This is a genomic window from Pseudocitrobacter sp. 2023LY-00077 (assembly GCF_055796175.1).
This window is the reverse complement of sequence record NZ_JBSPEI010000079.1, coordinates 1-4,851: the sequence shown is the minus strand read 5'-3', so window position 1 is coordinate 4,851 and position 4,851 is coordinate 1. Positions and strand designations below refer to the sequence as shown.

General features: G+C 58.7%; 7 protein-coding genes and 2 pseudogenes. 4 read left to right on the top strand and 5 right to left on the bottom strand.

Features of this window, described 5'->3' with window-relative positions; translation table 11 throughout:
• Positions 1 to 293: 293 nt before the first annotated feature.
• Genes ACWWFX_RS25735 through ACWWFX_RS25725 form a run of 3 tightly spaced genes read left to right on the top strand, consistent with a single transcriptional unit; the run spans position 294 to position 2,118 of the window.
• Entirely contained in the window at positions 294 to 1,106 is an 813-nt protein-coding gene (locus ACWWFX_RS25735; RefSeq protein WP_032495622.1) for a subclass B1 metallo-beta-lactamase NDM-7, read from the top strand.
• A gap of 3 nt (positions 1,107 to 1,109) precedes the next feature.
• Complete coding sequence (gene ble, locus ACWWFX_RS25730) at positions 1,110 to 1,475, top strand: bleomycin binding protein Ble-MBL (protein ID WP_004201167.1); 366 nt, start codon at positions 1,110 to 1,112, stop codon at positions 1,473 to 1,475.
• 4 nt (positions 1,476 to 1,479) lie between these two features.
• Complete coding sequence (locus ACWWFX_RS25725; protein ID WP_004201168.1) at positions 1,480 to 2,118, top strand: phosphoribosylanthranilate isomerase; 639 nt, start codon at positions 1,480 to 1,482, stop codon at positions 2,116 to 2,118.
• A 10-nt stretch (positions 2,119 to 2,128) separates the two neighbouring features.
• On the opposite strand, the pseudogene ACWWFX_RS25720 reads toward ACWWFX_RS25725, so the two are convergent.
• The 3 genes and pseudogenes from ACWWFX_RS25720 to cutA all read right to left on the bottom strand — a co-directional run.
• Positions 2,129 to 2,695, bottom strand: a pseudogene (locus ACWWFX_RS25720) (hypothetical protein); the annotation flags it as partial.
• A gap of 90 nt (positions 2,696 to 2,785) precedes the next feature.
• Positions 2,786 to 3,160, bottom strand: a pseudogene (locus ACWWFX_RS25715) (protein-disulfide reductase DsbD domain-containing protein); the annotation flags it as partial.
• A gap of 4 nt (positions 3,161 to 3,164) precedes the next feature.
• Positions 3,165 to 3,299, bottom strand: coding sequence for a divalent cation tolerance protein CutA (cutA, locus tag ACWWFX_RS25710; protein WP_023408307.1), 135 nt, complete (start codon positions 3,297 to 3,299; stop codon positions 3,165 to 3,167).
• A 58-nt stretch (positions 3,300 to 3,357) separates the two neighbouring features.
• Here cutA and ACWWFX_RS25705 point away from each other — a divergent pair, with 58 nt between their 5' ends.
• Positions 3,358 to 4,062: an IS6-like element IS26 family transposase gene (locus ACWWFX_RS25705; RefSeq protein ID WP_001067855.1), complete on the top strand. Its 705-nt coding sequence runs from the start codon at positions 3,358 to 3,360 to the stop codon at positions 4,060 to 4,062.
• Between the two features lie 33 nt (positions 4,063 to 4,095).
• On the opposite strand, the gene ACWWFX_RS25700 is transcribed toward ACWWFX_RS25705, so the two are convergent.
• A complete protein-coding gene (locus tag ACWWFX_RS25700) occupies positions 4,096 to 4,452 on the bottom strand; it encodes a HumD family translesion DNA polymerase (RefSeq protein ID WP_004199403.1) in 357 nt (118 codons plus the stop codon).
• Positions 4,453 to 4,454: 2 nt separating this feature from the next.
• Positions 4,455 to 4,694 (bottom strand): hypothetical protein, encoded by a 240-nt coding sequence (locus ACWWFX_RS25695; RefSeq protein WP_001549892.1) that lies wholly within the window; start codon positions 4,692 to 4,694, stop codon positions 4,455 to 4,457.
• Positions 4,695 to 4,851: the final 157 nt, after the last annotated feature.

The following is a 4,851-nucleotide window of genomic DNA, read 5'->3' as shown; positions in this document are numbered from 1 at the left end:
CTGGTCTGACGGCGCTTACTGCTGAATTCACTGTCGGCGAAGGTAAGTTGATGACTCATGATGAACCCTGTTCCATGGCTCCAGATGACAAACATGATCTCATATCAGGGACTTGTTCGCACCTTCCTTAGAGAAATTTGCTCAGCTTGTTGATTATCATATGGCTTTTGAAACTGTCGCACCTCATGTTTGAATTCGCCCCATATTTTTGCTACAGTGAACCAAATTAAGATCATCTATTTACTAGGCCTCGCATTTGCGGGGTTTTTAATGCTGAATAAAAGGAAAACTTGATGGAATTGCCCAATATTATGCACCCGGTCGCGAAGCTGAGCACCGCATTAGCCGCTGCATTGATGCTGAGCGGGTGCATGCCCGGTGAAATCCGCCCGACGATTGGCCAGCAAATGGAAACTGGCGACCAACGGTTTGGCGATCTGGTTTTCCGCCAGCTCGCACCGAATGTCTGGCAGCACACTTCCTATCTCGACATGCCGGGTTTCGGGGCAGTCGCTTCCAACGGTTTGATCGTCAGGGATGGCGGCCGCGTGCTGGTGGTCGATACCGCCTGGACCGATGACCAGACCGCCCAGATCCTCAACTGGATCAAGCAGGAGATCAACCTGCCGGTCGCGCTGGCGGTGGTGACTCACGCGCATCAGGACAAGATGGGCGGTATGAACGCGCTGCATGCGGCGGGGATTGCGACTTATGCCAATGCGTTGTCGAACCAGCTTGCCCCGCAAGAGGGGCTGGTTGCGGCGCAACACAGCCTGACTTTCGCCGCCAATGGCTGGGTCGAACCAGCAACCGCGCCCAACTTTGGCCCGCTCAAGGTATTTTACCCCGGCCCCGGCCACACCAGTGACAATATCACCGTTGGGATCGACGGCACCGACATCGCTTTTGGTGGCTGCCTGATCAAGGACAGCAAGGCCAAGTCGCTCGGCAATCTCGGTGATGCCGACACTGAGCACTACGCCGCGTCAGCGCGCGCGTTTGGTGCGGCGTTCCCCAAGGCCAGCATGATCGTGATGAGCCATTCCGCCCCCGATAGCCGCGCCGCAATCACTCATACGGCCCGCATGGCCGACAAGCTGCGCTGAGCCATGGCTGACCACGTCACCCCCAATCTGCCATCGCGCGATTTCGATGTGACAGAGGCGTTTTATGCGAAGCTGGGCTTTGCGACGAGTTGGAAGGATCGCGGCTGGATGATCCTGCAGCGCGGCGGTTTGCAGCTCGAATTCTTCCCCTATCCTGACCTCGACCCAGCTACGAGCTCGTTCGGCTGTTGCCTGCGGTTGGATGATCTCGATGCCATGGTGGCATTGGTGAACGCGGCGGGAGCCGAGGAAAAAAGCACCGGCTGGCCGCGCTTCAAAGCTCCGCAACTGGAGGCGAGCGGCCTGAGGATCGGCTACCTGATCGATCCCGACTGCACGCTGGTGCGGCTGATCCAGAACCCCGACTGACCGCATGCCCGCGAAAATCAAGATTTGCGGGATCAGCACACCCGAGGCGCTCGATGCGACCATCGCGGCGCGGGCGGACTATGCCGGGTTGGTGTTCTATCCAGCGTCGCCCCGTGCGGTTACGTCGAATGTCGCGGGCGCTTTGACATCGCGCGCAGCTGGCCAGATCGCCATGGTCGGTTTGTTCGTCGATGCGGATGATGCTGTCATCGCCGACGCACTGGTGGCAGCCAAGCTGAACGCGCTGCAGCTGCACGGTTCGGAATCGCCCGAACGCGTGGCCCAGTTGCGCGCGCGGTTTGGCAAGCCGGTGTGGAAGGCGCTGCCCGTCGCCAGCGCCAGCGATGTCGCACGCGCCGCAGCCTATGCCGGGGCGGCGGACTTGATCTTGTTCGACGCCAAGACCCCCAAAGGCGCGCTGCCCGGCGGCATGGGGTTGGCGTTCGACTGGTCGCTGCTGGCCGGATATCGCGGTGCCTTGCCGTGGGGGCTGGCAGGCGGGCTAAATCCGACGAATGTTGCCGAGGCGATTGCGCGCACCGGAGCGCCGCTGGTCGATACCTCCAGCGGCGTCGAAAGCGCGCCGGGCGTCAAGGATACCGACAAGATTACCAATTTCGCCTTTGCGGTGCGCTTGGCCTAAATCGCGTCGATCAATAGGCGTCGTTCAGCGCAAAGATCGGCTTGCGGGTGCGCCACTGCCCTCGGGTGAAGTCGGGAAAATCTAACGTGCGATTGCCCTCAGCAATCGATTGTTCCGACAGAGGCGTGATCGCGCTCCAGGCCAGCGCGTCGTAAATGTCGATTGGCATCGGGGCCTTGGCCTTCAGCGCCTCGACAAAAGCGTGGATCACGAACCAGTCCATCCCGCCATGCCCGGCCCCTGCCGCCAGATCGGCGTAGCGTTTCCATAGCGGGTGATCGTATTTCGCAAACCAGCCCTCGGCAGGCTCCCAGCGGTGCGGCTGTGGGCTCTTGCCCTCCAGATAGATCGACTTGTTGACGTCCATCCACAGCCCCTCGGTGCCTTGCACCCGAAAGCCGAGAGAATAGGGGCGCGGCAGCGAGGTGTCGTGGCACAGCATGATCGTTTCACCATTAGTGCAGCCGATCATGGTGTTGACCACATCACCCAGTGCGAATTTCACCTCGGCGTTGGGATGATCGGCAGAGCCGTTCTTGACGACATAATCATGCAGCCCGCGCGCCTTACAGCCGAAGCCGCCAGCGCCCGCTTCGCCCGGCAACGCGACCTTCAGGGTGCGGGTCTGCGGCGGGTAGCACACGCCGGCATCGGCGCAGCCCTGGTACTTCACGGTCAGGGTGGTCGCGCTCGCGCCGGCCGCGGGCGTGCCGGTGAGGGTGCCGAGCAATTCCTTGCGGTAGGTTTCGACGTCGCCGAAGAATTCGTCGCGGTAGGCCTTGCCCTTCGGCAGCGCCATGGTCGCGCCGGTGAAGGCGGCATCGGCCTTGACCGAGGTGCGGTGCCGGTACAGGTAATAGCCGTCGGCGATCCGCCAGCGCACCTCGATGCGGTCCGGCGCGGTGGCCTGCGCGGACAGGACGAAGACCTCGTCGACCGGCGGCAGTTCGAAGTCCTGGGCGACGGCCGAGGTCGCGGGCAGCGCAAGCAGCAGGGCGAGCCCGGCCAGCCAGCGGCGCAGGCGGATCGTGGATGCGGTCATTGGCTCAGTTTACCGGTCGGCTCTCGGCGGCCAGCCATTGCAGGTATTCGGGCAGGCCGGACGCGGCTTCGACCGCGAGCAGCTCCGGGAGTTCGTAGGGATGCAGTTGGCGCAGGCGTTCCTGCAGGGCGGGGGGCACTGTTGCAAATAGTCGGTGGTGATAAACTTATCATCCCCTTTTGCTGATGGAGCTGCACATGAACCCATTCAAAGGCCGGCATTTTCAGCGTGACATCATTCTGTGGGCCGTACGCTGGTACTGCAAATACGGCATCAGTTACCGTGAGCTGCAGGAGATGCTGGCTGAACGCGGAGTGAATGTCGATCACTCCACGATTTACCGCTGGGTTCAGCGTTATGCGCCTGAAATGGAAAAACGGCTGCGCTGGTACTGGCGTAACCCTTCCGATCTTTGCCCGTGGCACATGGATGAAACCTACGTGAAGGTCAATGGCCGCTGGGCGTATCTGTACCGGGCCGTCGACAGCCGGGGCCGCACTGTCGATTTTTATCTCTCCTCCCGTCGTAACAGCAAAGCTGCATACCGGTTTCTGGGTAAAATCCTCAACAACGTGAAGAAGTGGCAGATCCCGCGATTCATCAACACGGATAAAGCGCCCGCCTATGGTCGCGCGCTTGCTCTGCTCAAACGCGAAGGCCGGTGCCCGTCTGACGTTGAACACCGACAGATTAAGTACCGGAACAACGTGATTGAATGCGATCATGGCAAACTGAAACGGATAATCGGCGCCACGCTGGGATTTAAATCCATGAAGACGGCTTACGCCACCATCAAAGGTATTGAGGTGATGCGTGCACTACGCAAAGGCCAGGCCTCAGCATTTTATTATGGTGATCCCCTGGGCGAAATGCGCCTGGTAAGCAGAGTTTTTGAAATGTAAGGCCTTTGAATAAGACAAAAGGCTGCCTCATCGCTAACTTTGCAACAGTGCCACAATGTGCGTAATGACCCCCCTGACCTCCAACCCGTCCTCATCGTCATCAGGTATAGCCCTGAAGTTATCCAGCTTATCGAGTTCCTGGAGACACCGCTTGGGGTGTAGTCGCAATCGCATGATCCTGAATTCTTGTTCCAGGACACAGAGCACCAAAGACCCGTCAACGGGCGTGCCCCCAAAATCTACTATGAGCAGCGCACCAGGCTTTATCCCTTCCCGGAAAGAGTAGGTATCACTTCGAAAAAAGAATACTCCCGGCGCTCCTGTATTACAGTGCTGATCGAGTGACAGCCTGTTTTCCTGGTAGTCGGTTGCTGGCGATGGAAAACCCATTTTTAACGGCCTCCGTTGGGGTTAAAAAGCATGAATGTCCGGTTCTCTCCTTCCTGAGTGGAAATGTCTTTAAAAACGGTCACGTAGGTTTCAATCCACTGATTTGCTTGGCGACAACTCCAGTGAAAATTAATCAGCGCAAGCTGGCTGACAAAGGCTTCTGTCGTAACTGTCTGACGACCGTTCGGCTCACGCTTAATGCTCGCACGCCAGGCTGAGTCAATTTCATAGTGTCTAGGCATGAAAAACCTCCGATCAATATAGCTGTATGCATATGGGTCTTCCCTTGTTGTGGTGGCTGAAGGCATGATAATGGTGTATTTAATCGCCAGAGGTCACCGCCATGGACGAAAAGTCCCTCTACGCTCATATTCTCAACCTGTCCGATCCGTGGCAGGT

Coding starts and splice junctions, on each gene's coding strand:
- ACWWFX_RS25735 (WP_032495622.1), top strand. CDS start 294: ATGGAATTGCCCAATATTATGCACCCGGTCGCGAAGCTGAGCACCGCA.
- ble (WP_004201167.1), top strand. CDS start 1,110: ATGGCTGACCACGTCACCCCCAATCTGCCATCGCGCGATTTCGATGTG.
- ACWWFX_RS25725 (WP_004201168.1), top strand. CDS start 1,480: ATGCCCGCGAAAATCAAGATTTGCGGGATCAGCACACCCGAGGCGCTC.
- ACWWFX_RS25705 (WP_001067855.1), top strand. CDS start 3,358: ATGAACCCATTCAAAGGCCGGCATTTTCAGCGTGACATCATTCTGTGG.
- ACWWFX_RS25700 (WP_004199403.1), bottom strand. CDS start 4,452: ATGGGTTTTCCATCGCCAGCAACCGACTACCAGGAAAACAGGCTGTCA.
- ACWWFX_RS25695 (WP_001549892.1), bottom strand. CDS start 4,694: ATGCCTAGACACTATGAAATTGACTCAGCCTGGCGTGCGAGCATTAAG.